The sequence below is a fragment of the Parablautia sp. Marseille-Q6255 genome (genome assembly GCF_951230155.1).
Classification (GTDB): Bacteria; Bacillota; Clostridia; order Lachnospirales; family Lachnospiraceae; genus Choladousia.
On sequence record NZ_CATNVD010000014.1, the window covers coordinates 17,505 to 34,964 of the forward strand.

The following is a 17,460-nucleotide window of genomic DNA, read 5'->3' on the forward strand; positions in this document are numbered from 1 at the left end:
CAAAGAGACGGAAAAGGAGAGGTGTAAGATGAACTATCAGGAAGTGCTGGAGCAGGCAAGAGGATGTATCGGGGATTACTGTAAGGCGTGCAGCATCTGCAACGGCAGGGCATGTAAAAATCAGATGCCGGGTCCGGGTGCAAAAGGAGTCGGCGATACGGCGATCCGCAATTATGACAAATGGCAGGCGATCCGGGTGGTGATGGATACGATCTGCGAGAATGCAGTGCCGGATACTTCGCTGGAATTGTTCGGACGTACGTTCCGTTATCCGTTTTTTGCAGGACCAGTCGGAGCAGTAACGCTGCATTACGGAGAGAAATACAACGACCTTACCTACAACAATGTGCTCGTAAAGGCATGCCATGACAATGGGATCGCGGCATTTACCGGGGACGGAACAGATCCGGCAGTCATGGAAGCGGCGACCGAGGCGATCGCTGCAGAGGGCGGAGCAGGCGTGCCGACGGTGAAGCCATGGAATATCCAGCTGATCCGGGAGAAGCTGGAGCTTTGCAAAAAGGCAGGCAGCTTTGCAGTGGCGATGGATATCGACGCAGCGGGACTGCCATTTCTGAAAAATATGACTCCGCCGGCAGGAAGCAAGACCGTTGAAGAGCTTGCCAGGGTGGCCGAGCTTGCGGGCGTACCGTTTATTGTAAAGGGGATCATGAGTGTCAGAGGCGCACAAAAGGCAAAAGAAGCCGGAGCAGCGGCGATCGTAGTCAGCAATCACGGGGGACGTGTGCTTGACCAGTGCCCGGCGACGGCAGAGGTACTTGCGGATATCGCGGCATCCCTGGAGGGAAGCGGGATGAAGGTGCTGGTCGATGGCGGGATACGCAGTGGTGTGGATGTGTTTAAGGCGCTGGCGCTTGGCGCAGACGCTGTCCTGATCTGCCGTCCATTTGTCCCGGCTGTCTTTGGCGGGGGCGAGGAAGGCGTGAAGCTGTATATTGAAAAAATAGGCGCGGAGCTCGCAGATACCATGGCAATGTGCGGCGCGAAGGACCTGGCGTCCATTACGCGCAGCATGGTCTGCTAAGAAGATGCAGTACCGCACAGACAAGGCCGGGAATGCGCTGTCCATTCTCGGCTACGGATGTATGCGCTTTACCAAAAAGGGCGCAGAGATTGACCTGGATAAGGCAGAACAGGAGCTGATGTATGCGATCCGCCATGGTGTCAATTACCTTGATACAGCTTATGTATATCCGGGCAACGAGGAGGCTGTCGGAAAAATCCTCGCGAAAAACAATTGCCGGGGAGAGGTATATCTGGCAACGAAGCTGCCGCATTATCTGATCCGCAGCGCATCCGGCGCCCAGAAGAAGTTTACCGAGGAGCTGCACCGGCTGCAGACGGATTATATTGATTATTACCTGATGCACATGCTAAATGATGTAAAGACATGGGAACGTCTGGTCGATCAGGGGATCGGAGACTGGATCGCGCAAAAGCGCGCCTCGGGTGAGATCCGCCATATTGGTTTTTCTTATCATGGCAACTCGGAAAATTTTAAGGCGCTGCTGGATGTGTATGACTGGGATTTTTGCCAGATCCAGTATAATTATCTGGATGAGCATACGCAGGCCGGTCGGGAGGGGCTTTTATATGCGGCCGAAAAAGGAATCCCGGTGATCATTATGGAGCCTTTGCGGGGAGGACGTCTCGTCAATGACCTGCCGCAGGAGGCAAAGCGTCTGATCGCCGATGCAGGCTATACACCTGCCGGGCTGGCGCTTGCATGGCTGTGGGCACAGCCAGAGGTCACGTGTGTACTGTCCGGGATGAATTCGCTTGATATGGTCAAGGAAAATATCCGGATCGCACAAAACGCCGGCATGCAGGAGCTGTCGCCAAAGCAGGAGGATCTGATCCGTCAGGTCAGGCAGGAGATCGCCAGAAGTGTAAAAGTCGGATGTACGGGATGCGGCTACTGCATGCCATGCCCGAACAGGGTGGACATTCCGATGGCATTTCATGCCTACAATGCAAAATATACAGAAGGAAAAAAATCCGGCAGAAAAGAATACCTGCAGTCTACGGCCATGCGCCGTGAGACTACGAGCGCATCGCAGTGTATCGGATGCGGGAGATGCGAAAAATACTGCCCGCAGGGGATACCGATCCGCGAGAAACTAAAAGAAGCGGTGCGTGAACTGGAGACTCCTTCGTATAAAATAGTCAAATGGGCGGTGCAAAAATTCCACTTTTATTGACAATAGTGACAATCAGGAATATCTTTGAAAAAAGTTGTTGACTTTTGAAGTATGTTATACTATAATACAACTTGCGTCAAGCGAAGGACGCCGGATATACCTGAAACGGGGTGTGGCTCAGCTTGGCTAGAGCGCCTGGTTTGGGACCAGGAGGTCGCAGGTTCGAATCCTGTCACCCCGATTTTCACAGGTGGTCACGCAGATGCGGGTGTAGTTCAATGGTAGAACACCAGCCTTCCAAGCTGGATACGTGGGTTCGATTCCCATCACCCGCTTTTTGAGTCTGTAGCTCAGTTGGATAGAGCAACGGCCTTCTAAGCCGTGGGTCGGGGGTTCGAATCCCTTCAGGCTCGTTTAAATAAATATGGTGGGTATAGCGCAGCTGGTTAGCGCGCCAGATTGTGGCTCTGGAGGCCAAGGGTTCGAATCCCTTTATCCACCCTGATTAAAAAATACCCCGTAGATATTGCTGCGGGGTATTTCATTAATGGGTCATCGCCAAGCGGTAAGGCACAGGACTTTGACTCCTGCATTCGCTGGTTCGAATCCAGCTGGCCCAGATAGAAGTCTCTCACTGTGTGGACACAGATGAGGGACTTCTGCATATCAGCGCTGTGTCAGGAGACATTGGCCGTACTCTGCACGGACGCTGGCAGAAGCGGAAATGACGGAATTGGCAGACGTGCAGGATTTAGGTTCCTGTGCCGCAGGGCGTGAGGGTTCGAGTCCCTTTTTCCGCATTCGATAAAACACTTTGATTATGCACGTACAGTAAAAACAGCACGGGCAGGGAATCTGATCGGATTCCTCCTGCCCGTGCTGTTTTTATTCTGTACGGGGAAATTGCACTCAGTGTAATAGAAACGCTTTCCGGGGATCGTGCTGCCGGTATTTTCTGCTTTTTACAGATAGGATTCCAGCATTTCCATATACTGTTTATAGAATTTCAGGTAATTTCCATGCATCATATTTGTCATAGCGCTGGTGCAGGTCGTAAGCTTCCAGGTGTTCTGTGTCTTTTTCAGCTTTAATGTGAGATTTTTGGTTGTGTACCGGATCTTATTTTTGCTGCTGAGATCCCTGTAGAGCAGCGGAAGACGGTAATCTACATAGGCGGTCAGATCCTTAAGCGTTGCATTTGGATACATGGCCTGATACACAATCAGCTCCGTAGTGAGCGTATTGTACATGTTTGTGAGATTCGGGTATTTGCATCTTACCTTAACAGAAGCATTTTTTCCCTTTACCCGGATGCTCTTAACAGAATAACTGATTTTTTTGTTTGTGCGTTTATAAAGATTCTGAAATGTCTTATCCCCTCTGGCAACCAGGACATCATCCGGATCTGCAAAGCATTTCGTTATCTTTTTGATATTGTACTTTTTGGTAGCATTAAAAAATGATGTTACTGATCTTTGAACTGCGGCTTTGGATGATTTTGCAGAATCAGACGCAGCAGATACATGCAGACACGAGAAACTCAGAATAAATACGAGTGCCAGCAAAAAATAGAGTTTTCTTTGTTTTTTCATACGTATCCCTCCCACAAAAAATAGAATATTTTACAGGAATATGATAGCAGTTAAAGACAGAGAATACAAGAAAAACCGCAAAAGAACTGGAAAAAAACAGGAAAAAGCAGCAGTTGACAGTTAAAAAACAAAATGATACGATGAGCCGGAGAATAAGTGTGATCCGGGGATCCGAGGAGATTTGCAGTTCACAGGAGGAGGTGGATAGAATCATGTTGGATGCAGTGATTCTGACAGTGATCGCTGTCTGGTTTCTGGCTGTTGTCTGGAGACTGATAAAGAAAAAGGACGGATACAAAGCGTGCGGGGGCTGCACGGGAAGCTGTGCCGGCTGCAGCCGGCAAGCGCAGACATGCGGCAGTACGTGTGAAAGAAGGAGAGAAGGAAAGGCTGGCGCAGAGGAACGATAAGCCTGCATAAACAGTTGTGTTTTGAGATAAGATATAGTAAAATGAGCATAATTCCAGCCGGATGCTCCGGCGGTAAAGCGACAGATGACGCACAGATAAAAAGGAGGCGGCAGATATGGAGATAAACATGCAGGCAGTAGTATGGCTTGTGGTCCTTGTAGCCTTACTGGCTGCGGAGGCGATCACACTCGGTCTGACGACGATCTGGTTTGCGGGAGGCGCGCTGATTGCGTTTGGCCTTGCGATAGCCGGGACAGAGGTGCTGCTCCAGATCATTGTATTTTGTGTGGTGTCCGTTTTGCTCCTGGTAGTGACGCGCCCGGCCGCCCTGCGCTGGTTTAACCGGGAGCGCACGCGGACGAATGCCGGGAGCCTGATCGGTGAGACGGCAGTCGTGACAGAAGCGGTCGACAATCTGGAGGGCACAGGTCAGGTACAGGTGAAGGGTCAGTTCTGGACTGCACGGTCTGTGTCAGATCAGGGAAGGATCGCGGCAGGCAACAAAGTAAAAATAAAAAAGATCAGCGGAGTAAAGCTGATCGTAGAGGAGGTATGAGCATATGGGCTATACAGGAATATCGTTTGGCACAATACTGATCGTGATACTGGTGATTCTTGTACTTTTGATCCTCGCAAGCTGCATCAAGATCGTGCCGCAGGCACAGGCGTTTATCCTGGAGCGTCTCGGCGGCTATCAGAGCACCTGGGAGGTCGGGATGCATTTTAAGCTCCCGTTTGTTGACCGTGTGGCAAAGCGGGTGAACTTAAAGGAGCAGGTCGTTGACTTTGATCCTCAGCCGGTGATCACAAAGGATAATGTCACAATGCGGATTGACACAGTTGTGTTTTTCCAGATCACAGATCCAAAGCTTTTTACCTATGGTGTAGAGAATCCGATCATGGCGATCGAAAATCTCACAGCCACAACGCTTAGAAATATTATCGGCGATATGGAGCTCGATCAGACGCTGACCTCCAGAGAGGTGATCAACACAACGATGCGTTCTACGCTTGATGTGGCGACAGATCCGTGGGGGATCAAGGTAAACCGTGTGGAGCTGAAGAATATCCTCCCGCCGGCGCAGATCGTTGATGCGATGGAGAAGCAGATGAAGGCAGAGCGTGAGAGACGAGAGGCGATCCTCAAAGCAGAGGGAGAGAAGAAATCCTCGATCCTTGTAGCAGAAGGAAATAAGCAGTCTGCGATCCTCGATGCGGAGGCTGAGAAGCAGGCGGCGATCCTCCATGCAGAGGCAGAGAAGGAAAAGAAGATCCGTGAGGCAGAAGGTGAGGCGGAAGCAATTCTCAAGGTGCAGCAGGCAAAGGCAGAAGGCATCCGTCTGATCCGCGAGGCCGGAGCTGACCAGGCGGTGCTTGCGCTGAAGAGCTTTGAGACACTGGAGAAGGTGGCTGACGGTCAGGCAACCAAGATCATTATCCCGTCAGAGCTTCAGAATGTGGCCGGCATGGTCAAGTCAGTGGTAGAGGTGGCAAAGGACTGAGAGACGGGCAAAGATAAGAAAAATACAACGGGACGGGATAAAAAGAAGAAGCTGGGAAACACATAGGGGGCACGGCCGGAAGAACGGTTTGCCCCCAGGGGGAATCGGAGGAACATACCATGGATTTAAAGGGCAGGAGTTTTCTGACACTGAAGGATTATACGCCGGAGGAGATCTTGTATCTGCTTGATCTGGCAGCGGATTTAAAGGCAAAGAAAAAAGCGGGAGAGCTGACACATTATCTGGCAGGGAAAAATATCGCGCTGATCTTTGAAAAGACCAGTACCCGCACAAGATGCTCCTTTGAGATAGCAGCGCATGATCTCGGGATGCATGTGACATACCTGGATCCGTCAGCCTCTCAGATCGGGAAAAAGGAGAGCATCAAGGATACTGCCAGAGTACTGGGGCGCATGTATGACGGGATCGAGTACCGCGGCTACGGGCAAAGGCTCGTAGAGCAGCTTGCACAGTATTCCGGCGTGCCTGTCTGGAACGGTCTGACAAACGAATACCATCCAACGCAGATGCTTGCGGATATGCTTACGGTGCGGGAGCATCTGGGAGAACTTAAAGGAAGAAAATTTGCATATTTTGGAGACGCGAGATACAATATGGGCAATTCCCTGATGATCGTATGCGCGAAGCTGGGGCTGCATTTTACAGCCTGCACGGCGAAGGAGTATTTTCCGGATCCGTCGCTGGTGGAGCAGTGTCAGATATATGCGCAGGAAAGCGGCGCGACGATCACGCTGACAGAGAGTATTGAAGAAGGAGCGAAGGACGCGGATGTGATCTACACAGATGTCTGGGTATCCATGGGAGAACCGGAAGAGGTGTGGGCAGAGCGTATCCGCACACTTTTGCCGTATCAGGTCAATGCCACAGTTATGTCCTATGCAAAGAAAAGCGCGATCTTCATGCACTGCCTCCCGGCTTTTCACGATCTGGATACGCAGATCGGCAAAAAGATTTATGAAACGTATGGCCTTGAGGCTATGGAGGTCACAGATGAGGTGTTTGAGTCACCGCAGTCCGTAGTTTTTGATGAGGCAGAGAACCGTATGCATACTATCAAAGCGGTGATGGCGGCGACTCTGGGGATTTGATATGAAACAGATAAAAGAGAAGGACAGAAGGATACTGGAAGGATTTTGCGGTGTGACAGCGATTGCAACTGGTGTCCTTTGCATCCTTTACCTGCTGGATCTGCTGCAGAACCACTGGTTTTTGAGCTTTATCATGGGGCTTGCAGTGCTGCTCCATGTATCGCTGTCGCTTTTATTTTTCATCAGGCGCAGGCATCTGCAGATGACACTGGCTGTTCTGGCAGCGGTATTTTATGCGGGCTGCCTGATTTATTTTATGTAGATATATAAAAGGAGCATCAGAGGATGAAGGGCAGGATACTGGAAGCACTTAGTCATGCGCAGGGCTATGTGTCAGGGCAGGAGCTGTGTGAGATGCTTGGCGTATCGCGCACAGCAGTCTGGAAGGTAATCAATCAGCTAAAAGAGGAAGGATATGAGATCGCTTCTGTGCCGCGTCGCGGTTATCAGATCATCAGTCGTCCGGATGCAGTGACGGCTGAGGAGGTGACAAGCTATCTGGAGACAGAATGGGCAGGGAGCGAGATCCATTATTTTGAAAAGATCGACTCAACAAACAGCGAAGCAGCACGGCTTGCACACGGCGGAGCCAAAGCCGGGACACTTGTGCTCGCACAGCAGCAGGAGAGCGGAAAGGGACGGCGGGGCCGGTCATGGGAGACGCCTGCCGGGAGTGCAGTGGCGATGAGTCTGATTCTTCGGCCGGATATTTGGCCGGAGCGCGCTTCGATGCTTACGCTCGTAATGGGGCTTGCTGTCGCATCGGCCTGCCGCGACTGCTATGGGGTGCAGACAAAGATCAAGTGGCCGAATGACATTGTAATAAACGGCAGGAAGCTTTGCGGGATCCTGACAGAGATGAGCAGCGAGATCGATTACATCCGTTATATCGTGATCGGAGTCGGGATCAACACAAAGGTGGAGCATTTTCCAAAAGAGCTGCGGGAGACGGCAGTGTCTCTGCATGAGATCCTGGGGAGAACGCCGCAGCGGGCGCTTTTGATCGCTTCCTGCCTGAAATGGTTTGAGAAGTACTATGCAGTGTTTTTGCAGACGCAGGATCTGTCGCAGCTTCGGGAGGAGTACAACGATATGCTTGCCGGACTGGGAGATCCGGTGCGTGTGCTGGAGCCGTCCGGTGAATATACGGGACGTTCCGAAGGGATCAACGAAAAAGGAGAACTGCTTGTGCGCAGAGACGATGGAACGCTGGAGACGGTGTATGCCGGAGAAGTGTCTGTGCGCGGGATCTATGGATATATCTGATAAGGTGAGGATGACAATGGAACAGGAAACAATGGTGCTGTGCGGGGCAAACGCATACGAAGAAAAGTATTATTTAAATGAAAGATTTGGCGGACTTCCGGAGCAGATCAAAGAGGAGCTGCGGATCATGTGCGTCCTTTATACACATGATGTAGGCGGTATTTTTCTGGTCGAATTTGATGAAAAGGGCAGCCTGCAGTTTAAGACAGAGGCTGCAGAGGGAGATTATACATACGATGAGATAGGGGCTGCCTTGAAAATACGGGAGATCCAGAGGACAAAGGAGGAGCTTTTGCGTTCCCTGGAGCTCTATTATCAGATCGTGATCAAGGGGCAAAGGAAGATCGTATTATGAGGATTGGGACAGTAGAGCTGGACAACAATATTATACTGGCGCCGATGGCAGGGGTGACAGACCTGCCATTTCGTTTGCTCTGCAAGGAGCAGGGAGCGGGGATGGTGTGTACGGAGATGGTGAGCGCCAAGGCGATCTCCTTTCATAATAAGAATACAGAGGCGCTTCTGGAAACCTCGCCCGAAGAAAGACCGGTATCTTTGCAGCTGTTTGGGTCGGATCCTGATATAATCAGTGAAATGGCAGCATATATTGAAGAAAGGCCGTTTGACATTCTGGATATCAATATGGGGTGTCCGGTGCCAAAGGTCGCAGGAAACGGAGAAGGCTCTGCTCTTATGAGAAATCCGGAGCTGGTCGGGGAGATCATCAGGAAGACCGTGCGTGCGATTAAAAAACCGGTCACGGTAAAGATACGAAAGGGCTTTACGGAGAAGGAGGTAAATGCGGTCGAGATCGCAAAGATCGCGGAGGCATCCGGGGCGTCTGCGATCGCGGTGCATGGCAGGACGAGAGAGCAGTATTATTCCGGACAGGCAGACTGGGATATTATCCGGCAGGTGAAGGAGGCAGTGAAGATCCCTGTGATCGGGAACGGCGACATTGATACTCCGCAAAAGGCGCGCCAGATGCTTGAGCAGACGGGCTGCGACGGCATTATGGTCGGACGGGCTGTGCGGGGAAATCCGTGGCTGTTCGACCAGATCCGGGAATATCTGGAGACTGGAAGGATCCCGGAGCGTCCGTCTAAAGAAGAGGTACGCGCGATGATGTTGCGCCATGCACGTATGCAGATCGGATACAAGGGAGATTATATCGGCATACGGGAAATGCGAAAGCATATTTCGTGGTATACGGCAGGCTATCCGGGCTCTGCAAAGCTGAGGGGAGAGATCAATATGGTAGACTCCTATGCACAGCTGGAGCAGCTTTTGGAGGGGTGAATTATAAAAGTAACTTCCGGTTGTAAAAGTAACGTCCGGATGAAAGAGAAACTTCTGTTTTCAGGCAGGAAAACGGAAGTTTTTCTTGCCTAAAAGACTTTTTTTGTGTAAACTTTAAGTACAGTTCCGCTTTTTTGCGCATGCAAAGCGGAGCAAAGGGAGCTTTTTCTTTTTTTGTGAAAGACAAAGTTCCGTTGCCCAGAAGAATACATATGGGACGTGTGTTCATAGGGGCAAAATTAATGGTGTAAGGATAAGTCAGCGGTTGTGGCTGGCTTATTCTATTTTCAGCAGATACGGCTGAAGCGTTACGGAATCCGGTTCGATCCGTCTGACACCCAGCTTATGCAGCAGCGTTTCCCCATAAAAGAAGGAAAAGACCTCATAAGGAGTTCTTCCGCCTAATACCTTTCGTGGAACGGAATTGATATGATCGAACATAAGATTCAGATCTTTCTGCGTCAGGTGTTCGAGATTCCGCTGGTTCGGAAGGATATTCCGGACATAGTTGTGGTTATTTTCTACATGAGGTTTCTGGCTTGGTGTCTGTGGGTCGCAATAAAAGATATTTGTCCGTATCTGTCCGCTCTTTGGATTCTGTTCAAAGAGGGAGACTTTTTCAAACTCTGTCCCACGGTCAGTGAGGATCAGGGAAAAGAGGCGGAAATAGTCGATGCCGAGAAGCTCCTGAAGGAAATCTAAGGCAGAAGCCATGGATTCCGAAGTTTTTTCCTGATGGAGGAATCCGATCATAAGTCCGGTATTCTGAAAAGAAAAGGTCTGGATATAAGGTCCTTGCGGTTGGTTGTACAGAGTATCCATCTCCGTTGTCGGGATGGAAGGATTGTCGGCAAGAAACGCGAGATAGTCTGAAAACTTATGCCCCTCATAGTTGACCGGCTCTCTGCGTTTTTTCAGCTTTTTGCGTTCGCGCATGGAAACCTGTCTGCGCAGAGAGAAGTTATCAACGCCAAAGTCTTTAAAAACGCCGCCTTCGATGTAGGTGTAGAGGGATTTTACCGAAAGGGAGAGTTCCGGATGGTTAGCAAGGATCTGATAAAGGGACTGCCCTTTTTTGAGGAGCGGGGCAATGGTTTGTGCAATGAGTAGACGTTGCGGCTCTGAAAGATTAACGCCCTGTCTGGAATCGGACAGGTGAAAGAGATAATCTTCGTGAGCATGACTGGCGTTGTAGAAGTAATGATCCAGCCGGCAGTGTTTGATGTCCGGACAATGGTTGCAGGCGCCGACGGAGCGGTCACGCAGGGAACAGGACTGTTCGGCATAGGACGGGCAGGCTTCAGAACAGTATTTACGGGGTTTGCTGCACTGTTTAAAGTTTGAACAGATGACAGGTGAATTGAAGCGGTTGCGTGGTTTTAAGGTTCTATGCTTTTTGATTTCTTTTGCAATGGTAGTCGGATCTTTGTGGAGGGAACGGGCAATGGCTGTTTTGGACAAGCGCTTTTCGATGCCCTCCTGGATTATTTTTCTTTCTTCTAAGGTTAAATGTTTTGCTCTCATTATGTACATCCTTTCTCCCATGAACATCACAGGAAGAGGATAACCGGAAATAAGTCTTTCATAAAGCCTTAATGAAAAACAAGCTTCCGGAAGTGCGAAGAAGAACCGGAAGTTACTTTTACATTTCTCGCAGCTTTTGGAGGAGCGTTTTTGAGGGCGCGTTCCTTGACAAAAGGAGGGCTATCATATATAATTGTGTGATTGTGAAATATAATAGTAGTACACAGTTCCTTTTGAAAAAGGGACCAGAAAGGGTGTAGAGCAAGATGGAAGAAAAGAAGAAATTACTGACATATGCAGGATTGAAAAAACTGGAGGACGAGCTTCATGATCTGAAGGTCAACCGGAGAAAGGAAGTAGCCGGAAAGATCAAAGAGGCAAGAGAGCAGGGGGATCTCTCAGAGAACGCAGAGTACGATGCAGCAAAGGATGAGCAGCGTGATATCGAGGCGCGTATCGAGGAGATCGAGAAGATCCTTAAAAACGCAGAGGTTGTTGTAGAGGATGAGGTGGATGTCGACAAGATCAATGTCGGATGTACCGTAAAGGTATATGATGAGGAGTTCGAGGAGGAGATGGAATTCCAGATCGTCGGTTCTTCTGAGGCAAACAGCCTTCAGGGTAAGATTTCCAATGAGTCTCCAGTAGGAAAAGCTTTGATCGGACGGTGTGTCAATGATAAGGTTTCTGTGGAGACACAGGCCGGCACGATCGAGTACAGAGTGCTTGAAATTCAGAGATCCATATAAAGAGAAAGAGGAGAGAGTACAGTGGCAGAACAGAAGAAGCAGGTTCAGGAACAGGATGTAAATCAGTTGTTGAAGGTGCGCCGGGAGAAGCTGGCGGAGCTTCAGGCAAACGGAAAGGATCCGTTTGTGATCACAAAATTTGACGTGACAAATCACAGTACAGATGTGAAAGAGGACTTTGAGGCATATGACGGCAAAACAGTATCGATCGCCGGCCGCATGATGTCCAAACGTGTGATGGGAAAGGCTTCTTTCTGCAATGTTCAGGATCTGAAGGGAAATATCCAGTCTTACATTGCGCGTGACAGTATCGGCGAGGAGGAGTACAAAGCATTCAAAAAGCTTGATATTGGTGATATTATCGGTATCACGGGAGAAGTATTCCGGACAAAGACAGGAGAAATCTCCATTCATGCAGCTTCTGTGACTCTGCTTTCCAAGAGCCTGCAGGTGCTTCCGGAAAAATTCCACGGTCTGACGAATACGGATATCCGCTACCGCCAGAGATACGTGGATCTGATCATGAACCCGGAGGTAAAGGATACCTTTATCAAGCGCTCTAAAATCATCAGCAGTATCCGTAAATATCTGGACGGACAGGGATTTATGGAGGTAGAGACTCCGATGCTCGTATCGAATGCAGGAGGAGCAGCCGCAAGACCGTTTGAGACGCATTTCAACGCGCTTGATGAGGACAGAAAGCTGCGCATCTCTCTGGAGCTTTATCTGAAGCGCCTGATCGTAGGCGGCATGGAGCGTGTCTATGAGATCGGCCGTGTATTCCGCAACGAGGGTCTTGACACGAGACACAATCCGGAATTTACTCTGATGGAGCTGTATCAGGCATATACCGACTACAACGGAATGATGGATCTGACAGAGAATCTGTACCGCCATGTGGCTCAGGATGTACTCGGAACGACAAAAATCGTATACAATGGCGTGGAGATGGATCTCGGAAAGCCATTTGAGCGTATCACAATGGTAGACGCCGTAAAGAAATATGCAGGTGTGGACTTCAATGAGATCCATACACTGAAAGAAGCGCGTGCGATCGCGAAAGAGAAGCATGTAGAGTATGAGGAGCGCCACAAGAAGGGCGACATTCTCGCACTGTTCTTTGAGGAATTTGCAGAGGAGCATCTGATCCAGCCGACCTTTGTCATGGATCACCCGATCGAGATCTCTCCGCTGACCAAGAAAAAACCGGAAAATCCAGAGTATACCGAACGTTTTGAGTTCTTTATGAACGGCTGGGAGATGGCAAATGCATACTCTGAGCTCAATGACCCGATCGACCAGCGTGAGCGCTTTAAGGCACAGGAAGAGCAGCTGGCACAGGGCGACGAGGAAGCCAATACAACGGATGAGGATTTCCTCAATGCGCTGGAGATCGGTATGCCGCCGACAGGAGGCATTGGCTTTGGTATCGACCGTATGTGCATGCTGCTGACAAATTCTGCAGCCATCCGCGATGTGCTGCTCTTCCCGACAATGAAGAGCATGGGAGCCGCAAAGAATGAAGCTAACAATGCTGCACAGTCTGCTCCGGCAAAATCTGTTGCAACATTTACCGCTACATCTGACATGGCAGAAAAGATTGATTTCTCTAATGTAGAAGTAGAACCATTATTCGAAGACATGGTTGATTTCGATACATTTAGCAAGTCAGATTTCCGTGCTGTAAAGGTAAAAGAATGTGAAGCAGTTCCAAAATCTAAGAAGCTTTTGAAGTTCGTATTAGACGATGGAAGTGGCGTAGAACGTGTGATTTTAAGCGGAATTCACGATTATTATGAGCCGGAAGAACTGGTTGGAAAGACATTGCTTGCAATCACAAACCTTCCACCACGTAAGATGATGGGAATTGATTCTTGCGGTATGATCATCTCCGCTACACACCTTGTAGAAGGAAGAGAAGGATTGAATGTTCTGATCCTGGATGATCACATTCCGGCAGGAGCAAAATTGTACTAAGTGAGTAAAAATACTTCACAATTTGACAACAAAAATTTTCTTTGACAACAATTTGACAACAAATTTGTATTCCAACATGAATCATCATGAAGAATGGTGATTAGTTGTCAGTAATACTACTCCAACAATATAGATTGTTGAGGGCACTTTTTGAAAGAAAAATCTTTCAGAGAGTGCCCTTTTTTTATTCATTAACAATGTCCGTTGTGGTTGAGTAAAAGCTGAAAGGAGAAACAGATTTGAAAACAGAAAATATGTACTATAACCAACAGAAGCGTTCAGAGGTAAAAGAAGAAGCCCGTCGACTTAGAAGAAAATTTCTTCGTTATCAACAAGCAGAAATCGTATATAGCCTGTCACATAAAAAGTTGATGGAACTTGCAAATGATGCGGGTGCGATTTACAGAATGGAAGGAATCGTTTTGATAAACAGAGAAATCTTTGATGAATATCTTGAACAATTTCATGAAAAATAAGATGACAAATCGGAGAAAGGAATTTAGTTGAGATGCATGGAAAGGTATGGATGTTTTCTAATCTTATTGATGATGAAGATATAGAATTTATGCAACATGAATTTATAAGTTATAAACAAGCTATGGATTATTACGAGCTTGGATATAAGCCAATCGTAAGATTATCTCACAAGGCAGGAGCAGTTTATAAGGTTGGAAAAAAAGTTCTAATTAAGCGAAGCACATTTGAAAAATATCTGAGAGAAAATATCAGAAGGGAGAAAGAAGAATGGGAAAGGTTATTTCAGTAGCAAACCAGAAAGGCGGAGTTGCAAAAAGTACAACGACTTTAAATCTTGGGGTAGGATTGGCAAGACAAGGAAAAAAAGTGTTATTGATCGATGCGGATCCACAGGGAAGTTTGACTGCTAGTCTTGGGTATGTAGAACCGGATGATATTGGAACTACACTTGCAACTATTATGATGAATATTATCAATGACGAGGAAATTGCTGAGGACGAAGGCATTTTACATCATGAGGAACAAGTGGATCTCCTACCGGCCAATATTGAGTTATCTGCTTTAGAAGTAACCATGAGTAATGTAATGAGCAGAGAGCTGATCATGAAGGAATATATTGATACGATGCGATCACGATACGATTATATTTTAATTGATTGTATGCCGAGTTTAGGCATGATGACCATCAATGCTTTAGTAGCTTCTGATACGGTTCTGATACCTGTACAAGCTGCATATCTGCCGGTTAAAGGACTTCAACAGTTGATCAGGACTATTTCTATGGTAAAGAAGAGATTGAACCGGAAGCTGACGATACAGGGAATTCTTTTGACAATGGTGGATTTTCGTACTAATTACGCCAAAGATATTGCTTCTAGAGTGAGAGAAACTTATGGATCTAAGATTTCTATCTTTGAAAATGTCATTCCATTATCAGTTAAGGTAGCTGAAGCAAGTGCGGAAGGAAAAAGTATTTATTGTCATTGTCCAAATGGAAAAGTATCTATGGCTTATGAAAATCTGACGCAGGAGGTTTTGGAAAATGAAAAGTAGAAGTGGAGAAAAAATCAAATTGACAAGCATTGATGAATTGCTAGGAGTAGTCAATGAAGAGTCTGCAATGGAAATAGAAATCAACAGAATACATGCATTTAAAGATCATCCTTTCAAAGTATTGGATGATGAAAAGATGGCAGATTTAGTAGAGAGTGTAAAGACCTACGGGGTATTGACACCAGTTTTGTTACGGTCCGATGGTGAAAATGGATATGAGATGATCTCAGGTCATCGAAGAATGCACGCGGCTGTTATAGCTGGATTGGCAACAATTCCTGCAATTGTGAGAGAATTATCCGATGATGATGCAGTCATCGCTATGGTAGATGCCAATATCCAACGAGAAGAGTTACTTCCGAGCGAAAAAGCATTTGCTTATAGAATGAAATTGGAGGCAATGAAGAGACAAGGGGTAAGAAACGATTTAACTTTGTGCCAAAATGGCACGAAGTATCGTACTGATGTAGTTATAGCTGAACAGGTAGGAGAGAGCGCTCGTAATGTTCAGCGTTACATTCGCCTTACAGAATTGATTCCAGAATTATTAGATATGGTAGATGCAAAAAAATTGAATTTTACCATTGCCGTTGATATTTCCTACATTGAAAAGGAAATACAGAAATGGATCTACGAGTATATCCGTGATACAGGATTTGTTAAACCAAAGCAGATTACAGCTTTGAGAAAACAGTTGGAAGAAGGATCGGTGAACCAGGGATTTATGATTTCGATTTTTAATAGCTGCATAGCAGTAAAAGCACCGGAACGAAAAGTGGTGTTATCAGGAAAGAAGCTCACAAAGTATTTTCCGGAAGATTATTCGGAAACGGATATGGAAAAGGTGATTGAGGCATTACTGGAACAATGGAAAAGAGAACAGGAATAAGGGGTGTCAAAATAAGATACCCCAAAGAAAAAGAGATACAGAAGTTTAAAAAAAGGACTTCTATGAGAGAAAGGAAGGGAGGAAGATACATGGACAAAAAAATGAATTTTAAATATTTTTATGGAACAGAAGCAGACCAGTTTAGTTTTTACAGAATACCCAAAGCGTTATTTACCAATGACTGTTTTAAGGATCTTTCCAGTGATGCGAAGATCTTATACGGTTTGATGCTGGACAGAATGTCTTTATCCATTAAGAATCAGTGGTTTGATGAAGAAAATCGGGCATATATCTATTTTTCCATTGAAGATATCATGGAATTATTGAATTGTGGCAGAAATAAAGCGGTGAAATCTCTTCAGGAGCTGGATGATGAAAAAGGGATAGGTTTGATTGAAAAGCGCAGACAGGGCTTTGGAAAGGTTACGATCATCTATGTAAAATCATTTGTTCAGGAGGAATGTGAGGAACAGAAAAAAGAAAAATCAAAGATGGTGAAGTTTATAAATCAAACTTCTGTAGAGGAAGAAGAGACAGAAGAAGTTTACATTTCAAACTTCAAGAAGTCCGAAAAACAAACTTCAAGAAGTCCCGAAAATAAACTTCAAGAAGTTTACATTTCAAACTCTAATAATACTAATATTAACAATACTAATCTTAGTGAGAATAAATCTAATCATATCGTATCTGCAGGTGGGATAGGATCCGAAGAGGATGAGATGGAAACGTTACATGCGTATCAATCTCTGATCAAAGACAATCTGGATTATGATTCTTTGTTAGTGAGTCATCCTCATGACAAAAATCAGATTGATGAAATCGTGGATCTGATCGTAGAGACTGTTATGTGTAAGAGTGATAAAGTACTGATTGCAAGCAACTGGTATTCAGGAGCCTTGGTAAGAGGAAAATTCATGAAGCTGGATTATTCCCATGTAGAGTATGTGCTGCATTGTCTGGAAGGAAATACGAGTAAAATCAAGAATATCAAGAAATATTTACTTGCGGCATTGTTCAATGCACCTTCAACAATCAGTGGATATTACCGAGCAGAAGTAAATCATGATATGCCGTGGCTGGCAAGATAGGAGGACAGATATGGGTATTTTAAAAGTGGCAGGAAAAGTGTTATTGATTCCATTGTGGTTTATCATTTCGATCATAGGTGTCGGAGTGAAGCTATTAGTACATATGGTGGCAGTCGCAAAAAAAATATTGGGATTTGGAATTATGGCGTTGTTCATTGGAACAGTAATCTGTTATCAAGACTGGCTACAGGCAGCTTTTCTGGCTTGTATGGGAGGTGTTCTGATCTTTATCTTATTTGCCGGAGAATTTATAGATACTGTAATCGACTTACTTAGAGAAAAAATATGTGCATTGATTTTAGGTTAAGAAAAGATGATGATAGTTGAAAGAGTCTTAGTGATTTCAGATGAAAATAGAGCCTC

General features: G+C 46.7%; 20 protein-coding genes and 6 tRNA genes. 24 read left to right on the top strand and 2 right to left on the bottom strand.

Annotation, left to right across the window (positions count from 1 at the left end):
- Positions 1-28 precede the first annotated feature (28 nt).
- The 8 genes from QOX44_RS11765 (at position 29) to QOX44_RS11800 (ending at position 2,962) form a co-directional block, all read left to right on the top strand.
- Positions 29-1,045 carry an alpha-hydroxy-acid oxidizing protein gene (locus QOX44_RS11765; RefSeq protein ID WP_283683345.1) on the top strand — a complete coding sequence of 339 codons (1,017 nt, stop codon included), beginning with the start codon at positions 29-31 and terminating at the stop codon, positions 1,043-1,045.
- A gap of 4 nt (positions 1,046-1,049) precedes the next feature.
- Positions 1,050-2,222: an aldo/keto reductase gene (locus QOX44_RS11770; RefSeq protein ID WP_283683346.1), complete on the top strand. Its 1,173-nt coding sequence runs from the start codon at positions 1,050-1,052 to the stop codon at positions 2,220-2,222.
- A gap of 106 nt (positions 2,223-2,328) precedes the next feature.
- Positions 2,329-2,403: transfer RNA gene (locus QOX44_RS11775), tRNA-Pro, on the top strand.
- 23 nt (positions 2,404-2,426) lie between these two features.
- Positions 2,427-2,497 (top strand) — tRNA-Gly (locus QOX44_RS11780).
- A gap of 4 nt (positions 2,498-2,501) precedes the next feature.
- Positions 2,502-2,575: transfer RNA gene (locus QOX44_RS11785), tRNA-Arg, on the top strand.
- A 14-nt stretch (positions 2,576-2,589) separates the two neighbouring features.
- A tRNA-His gene (locus QOX44_RS11790) sits at positions 2,590-2,663 on the top strand.
- Between the two features lie 47 nt (positions 2,664-2,710).
- Positions 2,711-2,782 (top strand) — tRNA-Gln (locus QOX44_RS11795).
- 98 nt (positions 2,783-2,880) lie between these two features.
- Positions 2,881-2,962, top strand: a tRNA-Leu gene (locus QOX44_RS11800).
- Positions 2,963-3,124: 162 nt separating this feature from the next.
- On the opposite strand, the gene QOX44_RS11805 is transcribed toward QOX44_RS11800, so the two are convergent.
- On the bottom strand, positions 3,125-3,754 hold the full coding sequence (locus QOX44_RS11805; protein WP_283683347.1) for a hypothetical protein: 630 nt from the start codon (positions 3,752-3,754) through the stop codon (positions 3,125-3,127).
- Between the two features lie 113 nt (positions 3,755-3,867).
- On the opposite strand from QOX44_RS11805, the gene QOX44_RS11810 reads away from it, so the two are divergent.
- The 8 genes from QOX44_RS11810 to dusB all read left to right on the top strand — a co-directional run bounded on the left by QOX44_RS11810 (position 3,868) and on the right by dusB (position 9,340).
- Positions 3,868-4,164 carry a FeoB-associated Cys-rich membrane protein gene (locus tag QOX44_RS11810; protein ID WP_283683348.1) on the top strand — a complete coding sequence of 99 codons (297 nt, stop codon included), beginning with the start codon at positions 3,868-3,870 and terminating at the stop codon, positions 4,162-4,164.
- Positions 4,165-4,279: 115 nt separating this feature from the next.
- Positions 4,280-4,720 (top strand): NfeD family protein, encoded by a 441-nt coding sequence (locus QOX44_RS11815; RefSeq protein ID WP_283683349.1) that lies wholly within the window; start codon positions 4,280-4,282, stop codon positions 4,718-4,720.
- Positions 4,721-4,724: 4 nt separating this feature from the next.
- Positions 4,725-5,666, top strand: coding sequence for an SPFH domain-containing protein (locus QOX44_RS11820; RefSeq protein WP_283683350.1), 942 nt, complete (start codon positions 4,725-4,727; stop codon positions 5,664-5,666).
- Positions 5,667-5,785: 119 nt separating this feature from the next.
- Positions 5,786-6,775: an ornithine carbamoyltransferase gene (argF, locus tag QOX44_RS11825; protein WP_283683351.1), complete on the top strand. Its 990-nt coding sequence runs from the start codon at positions 5,786-5,788 to the stop codon at positions 6,773-6,775.
- A gap of 1 nt (position 6,776) precedes the next feature.
- A complete protein-coding gene (locus QOX44_RS11830; RefSeq protein ID WP_283683352.1) occupies positions 6,777-7,037 on the top strand; it encodes a hypothetical protein in 261 nt (86 codons plus the stop codon).
- Positions 7,038-7,060: 23 nt separating this feature from the next.
- Positions 7,061-8,041, top strand: a complete 981-nt coding sequence (locus tag QOX44_RS11835; protein WP_283683353.1) for a biotin--[acetyl-CoA-carboxylase] ligase — start codon at positions 7,061-7,063, stop codon at positions 8,039-8,041.
- Between the two features lie 16 nt (positions 8,042-8,057).
- Positions 8,058-8,396, top strand: a complete 339-nt coding sequence (locus tag QOX44_RS11840; RefSeq protein WP_283683354.1) for a DUF6145 family protein — start codon at positions 8,058-8,060, stop codon at positions 8,394-8,396.
- On the top strand, positions 8,393-9,340 hold the full coding sequence (gene dusB / locus QOX44_RS11845) for a tRNA dihydrouridine synthase DusB (protein ID WP_283683355.1): 948 nt from the start codon (positions 8,393-8,395) through the stop codon (positions 9,338-9,340). Before QOX44_RS11840 ends, dusB begins: the two co-directional genes overlap by 4 nt.
- Before the next feature lie 276 nt (positions 9,341-9,616).
- Here the strand turns inward: dusB and QOX44_RS11850 are convergent, their stop codons facing one another.
- Positions 9,617-10,864, bottom strand: coding sequence for an IS30 family transposase (locus QOX44_RS11850; RefSeq protein WP_283682841.1), 1,248 nt, complete (start codon positions 10,862-10,864; stop codon positions 9,617-9,619).
- Positions 10,865-11,130: 266 nt separating this feature from the next.
- On the opposite strand from QOX44_RS11850, the gene greA reads away from it, so the two are divergent.
- From greA to QOX44_RS11890, 8 genes are all read left to right on the top strand, one after another.
- On the top strand, positions 11,131-11,613 hold the full coding sequence (gene greA / locus QOX44_RS11855; RefSeq protein WP_283683357.1) for a transcription elongation factor GreA: 483 nt from the start codon (positions 11,131-11,133) through the stop codon (positions 11,611-11,613).
- Between the two features lie 21 nt (positions 11,614-11,634).
- Positions 11,635-13,590 (top strand): lysine--tRNA ligase, encoded by a 1,956-nt coding sequence (lysS, locus tag QOX44_RS11860; protein ID WP_283683358.1) that lies wholly within the window; start codon positions 11,635-11,637, stop codon positions 13,588-13,590.
- Between the two features lie 239 nt (positions 13,591-13,829).
- Complete coding sequence (locus tag QOX44_RS11865; protein ID WP_072447191.1) at positions 13,830-14,066, top strand: DUF6462 family protein; 237 nt, start codon at positions 13,830-13,832, stop codon at positions 14,064-14,066.
- 32 nt (positions 14,067-14,098) lie between these two features.
- Positions 14,099-14,356 carry an excisionase gene (locus QOX44_RS11870; RefSeq protein ID WP_072447189.1) on the top strand — a complete coding sequence of 86 codons (258 nt, stop codon included), beginning with the start codon at positions 14,099-14,101 and terminating at the stop codon, positions 14,354-14,356.
- Positions 14,335-15,120 carry a ParA family protein gene (locus QOX44_RS11875; RefSeq protein ID WP_072447187.1) on the top strand — a complete coding sequence of 262 codons (786 nt, stop codon included), beginning with the start codon at positions 14,335-14,337 and terminating at the stop codon, positions 15,118-15,120. The genes QOX44_RS11870 and QOX44_RS11875 overlap by 22 nt, the downstream gene beginning before the upstream one ends.
- Positions 15,110-16,009, top strand: a complete 900-nt coding sequence (locus QOX44_RS11880) for a ParB/RepB/Spo0J family partition protein (protein WP_072447185.1) — start codon at positions 15,110-15,112, stop codon at positions 16,007-16,009. The genes QOX44_RS11875 and QOX44_RS11880 overlap by 11 nt, the downstream gene beginning before the upstream one ends.
- Positions 16,010-16,098: 89 nt before the next feature.
- Positions 16,099-17,097 (top strand): DUF6017 domain-containing protein, encoded by a 999-nt coding sequence (locus QOX44_RS11885; RefSeq protein ID WP_072447495.1) that lies wholly within the window; start codon positions 16,099-16,101, stop codon positions 17,095-17,097.
- Between the two features lie 10 nt (positions 17,098-17,107).
- Complete coding sequence (locus tag QOX44_RS11890; RefSeq protein WP_072447183.1) at positions 17,108-17,404, top strand: hypothetical protein; 297 nt, start codon at positions 17,108-17,110, stop codon at positions 17,402-17,404.
- The last annotated feature ends 56 nt before the right edge of the window (positions 17,405-17,460 follow it).

Bases quoted from the DNA above. Each gene is read 5' to 3' on its own strand.
- QOX44_RS11890 (WP_072447183.1), top strand. From the start codon at position 17,108: ATGGGTATTTTAAAAGTGGCAGGAAAAGTGTTATTGATTCCATTGTGG.
- QOX44_RS11835 (WP_283683353.1), top strand. From the start codon at position 7,061: ATGAAGGGCAGGATACTGGAAGCACTTAGTCATGCGCAGGGCTATGTG.
- QOX44_RS11850 (WP_283682841.1), bottom strand. From the start codon at position 10,864: ATGAGAGCAAAACATTTAACCTTAGAAGAAAGAAAAATAATCCAGGAG.
- QOX44_RS11765 (WP_283683345.1), top strand. From the start codon at position 29: ATGAACTATCAGGAAGTGCTGGAGCAGGCAAGAGGATGTATCGGGGAT.
- QOX44_RS11840 (WP_283683354.1), top strand. From the start codon at position 8,058: ATGGAACAGGAAACAATGGTGCTGTGCGGGGCAAACGCATACGAAGAA.
- QOX44_RS11820 (WP_283683350.1), top strand. From the start codon at position 4,725: ATGGGCTATACAGGAATATCGTTTGGCACAATACTGATCGTGATACTG.
- QOX44_RS11870 (WP_072447189.1), top strand. From the start codon at position 14,099: ATGCATGGAAAGGTATGGATGTTTTCTAATCTTATTGATGATGAAGAT.
- greA (WP_283683357.1), top strand. From the start codon at position 11,131: ATGGAAGAAAAGAAGAAATTACTGACATATGCAGGATTGAAAAAACTG.
- QOX44_RS11830 (WP_283683352.1), top strand. From the start codon at position 6,777: ATGAAACAGATAAAAGAGAAGGACAGAAGGATACTGGAAGGATTTTGC.
- QOX44_RS11885 (WP_072447495.1), top strand. From the start codon at position 16,099: ATGGACAAAAAAATGAATTTTAAATATTTTTATGGAACAGAAGCAGAC.
- QOX44_RS11770 (WP_283683346.1), top strand. From the start codon at position 1,050: ATGCAGTACCGCACAGACAAGGCCGGGAATGCGCTGTCCATTCTCGGC.
- QOX44_RS11815 (WP_283683349.1), top strand. From the start codon at position 4,280: ATGGAGATAAACATGCAGGCAGTAGTATGGCTTGTGGTCCTTGTAGCC.
- argF (WP_283683351.1), top strand. From the start codon at position 5,786: ATGGATTTAAAGGGCAGGAGTTTTCTGACACTGAAGGATTATACGCCG.
- dusB (WP_283683355.1), top strand. From the start codon at position 8,393: ATGAGGATTGGGACAGTAGAGCTGGACAACAATATTATACTGGCGCCG.
- QOX44_RS11805 (WP_283683347.1), bottom strand. From the start codon at position 3,754: ATGAAAAAACAAAGAAAACTCTATTTTTTGCTGGCACTCGTATTTATT.
- QOX44_RS11880 (WP_072447185.1), top strand. From the start codon at position 15,110: ATGAAAAGTAGAAGTGGAGAAAAAATCAAATTGACAAGCATTGATGAA.
- QOX44_RS11875 (WP_072447187.1), top strand. From the start codon at position 14,335: ATGGGAAAGGTTATTTCAGTAGCAAACCAGAAAGGCGGAGTTGCAAAA.